The organism is Methylosinus sp. Sm6, assembly GCF_019802345.1.
Lineage (GTDB): Bacteria > Pseudomonadota > Alphaproteobacteria > Rhizobiales > Beijerinckiaceae > Methylosinus.
The window spans coordinates 1-2490 of sequence record NZ_JAINDZ010000096.1 but is presented as its reverse complement, the minus strand read 5'-3'; the positions used below and the strand labels follow the sequence as shown (position 1 = coordinate 2490).

Genomic DNA, 2490 nt, shown 5'->3' with positions numbered 1-2490 from the left:
CGATCCCGGCTGGAACAACAACCCCGGAAAGTTCCGCATGCGCATGGCGGCCGATCTCATCGCCGGCAAGCTCGACGTGATGGATGACGAGACGCGGCGCATCGCCTCGGCCGATCTCGCCGGCTCCTCGCTCTTTCGCCACATCGCCTCCGGCGGCGTGCGCTTCGATCCGACGTCGACCGATCCGGAGATGATCTCGCGCGGCGACATCTCGCTGCCCTTCGCCGTGTTGCCGGCCGACACGGCCGCGGCGGCCGGCGCCAAATCGCGCGTGCTGCGCCTCTCGGTTCGCGACGCGCAGCGCATCGGCGCGGCGCCGGAAGCTTACGGGCTCGTGCAGCGCATGCTGGACAGCGGCAAGGCGCTCGCCCGCCGCGTGGAGGCGAGCGTCGCCGGCGTGCTGCGCCGGCTCGGGATGCGGGTCGAGAGCGACGGCGCGGCGGTCTATCTCGACGAGCTCGACGCCGGCGAATAGGCGAGCCGCAGAAACCGCCCGTAGAGAGGGACGGAGCGATATCCGCCCTCATCGTCCCTGGCGGCGAGAAAAACGCTTCCACGGCTTAAAATGAGCTTTCAACGCGCGCGCAATGCGGAGGCGGCGCGTCGGCTCCGCGCTCGGCTCGATCTCGCGCGCCGTTCGGCGCAGAATATCGGGAGTATCGCGACAGCGGAAGGGCTGCGAGGGAGACAGCTGTCTCCCTCCCGCAGCGGAGCGGCGCGTGGCCATAGTGACCGCATGATCCGCACCGACGCAAGCCCTCTCCGCCTCGCGCTCTGCCACGCCGTCTCGGCGACGGCGATCGGCGAAGCCATCGCGCTCAATCTCGAGGGCGAGGCGCTTCCCGATTGGGTGATGGTGGCGCCCGCTGGCCCAGTGCTGCGCGGCGCGGACGGCCGCATGTTCAAGATCGCCGATCCGGACGCGCTGGTCGCCGCCACAATGGCGCGCGGGCTGAAGCTGCCGATCGACATCAATCACGCGCAGTTCCTGCGAGCGCCGCGCGGCGAGGAGAGTCCCGCTGCCGGATGGATCGAGGAGCTGCAGGCGCGCGACGGCGCCGTATGGGGCCGCGTCGATTGGACCGAGAGCGGGCGCGCGGCGCTGGCGGCGCGCTCCTATCGCTATCTCTCGCCGGCGCTGCTGCATGACGACAAGGGCGCGGTGGCGGCGATCGCCGGCGCCGGCCTCGTCAATCGGCCCAATTTCAGCATGCCCGCGCTCAATGCGCATCAGGAGAACGACATGGACAAGGAGCTGCTCAAGAAGCTCGGCCTGCCCGAGACGGCCTCGCTCGCCGATGTGCTGGCGGCCCTCGAGAAGATGCAGACGTCGCTCAATGCGGCGCAGACGCCCGCTCTCTCGCTCTATGTGCCCCGCGCCGATTACGACGCGGTGCTGGCGCGCGCGACCGGCGCCGAGGCGGCTCTCAACGCCGCCGCCGAGGGCAACCGCAAGGCCAAGGCGGCCGCGCTCGTCGAGCAGGCCGTGAAGGACGGCAAGATCGCGCCGGCGACCAGGGATTTCTACATCGGCCTCTGCGCGACCGAGGCGGGCCTCGCCGAAGTGACGAAGTTCGTCGGCCTGCAGCCGAGCGTGTTCACGCCCTCGAACATCGGCAAGACCGAACCGGCGACGCAGGTGGCGCTCAACGCCGATCGAAGGGCCGCCGCTCTGGCCATGGGCCTCGACGAGAAGGCCTTCGCCGAATTTCTCGCCGCGCAGCCTGCAGCCTGATCCGCGCGCCTCATAGGAGACATCGGCGATGGCCGCTTTACAAAAGGGACATCTGGTCCGCGAACGCTACAGCACCACGACGCGCCGCCTGCCCGTGGCGGCGTCCACCGTCATCTGGGAAGGCGCGATGGTCGCGCTTTCCGGCTCCGGCTCCGCGGCGGTCGCCGTGCCGGCTTCCGCCAGCAACACGCTGAAGATCGTCGGCGTCGCCATGGCCAATGCGGACAACCGCCTCGGCGTCGACGGCCTGCAGAGCGTCGAAACGAAGGTCGGGACCTTCCTCTTCGACAATGCCGCGGCCGATCCGATCGCGCTCGGCGACATCGGAGCCAACGCCTATGTCGTCGACGATCACACCGTCGCCAGGACCTCGAACAGCAATGCGCGGCCGGTGGCCGGCGTGATTTTCGACGTCGAGGCCGCCGGCGTCTGGGTGCGGTTCTCCTAAGAACCGGCGATCCGTCTCTCGAGGGAAATGAACCATGCCTGCAATCATCACGCCGTCGGTTCTCGACGCGATTTTTCAGAGCTTCAACTTCATCTTCAACGACGCTTTGAAGGGCGTCACGCCGACCTGGGACAAGATCGCCATGCAGGTGCCGTCGTCGACGGCTGTCGAGAATTACGGCTGGCTCGGCCAGATGCCGCGCATGCGCGAATGGGTCGGCGATCGCGTGGTCGGCTCGCTCGACAGCTTCGGCTATCAGATCAGGAACAAGATCTGGGAATCGACCATCGCCCTCAAGGCGACGCAG

3 protein-coding genes and 1 pseudogene are annotated in these 2490 nt (G+C 68.3%); all 4 read left to right on the top strand.

What is annotated here, in order from left to right; translation table 11 throughout:
* Positions 1-475, top strand: a pseudogene (locus K3F48_RS23535) (hypothetical protein); the annotation flags it as partial.
* A 261-nt stretch (positions 476-736) separates the two neighbouring features.
* Complete coding sequence (locus K3F48_RS23530) at positions 737-1735, top strand: phage protease (protein WP_222577868.1); 999 nt, start codon at positions 737-739, stop codon at positions 1733-1735.
* 28 nt (positions 1736-1763) lie between these two features.
* Complete coding sequence (locus K3F48_RS23525; protein ID WP_255609722.1) at positions 1764-2183, top strand: hypothetical protein; 420 nt, start codon at positions 1764-1766, stop codon at positions 2181-2183.
* A gap of 34 nt (positions 2184-2217) precedes the next feature.
* On the top strand, positions 2218-2490 hold a 273-nt coding region (locus tag K3F48_RS23520), incomplete at its 3' end, for a Mu-like prophage major head subunit gpT family protein (protein ID WP_222577867.1).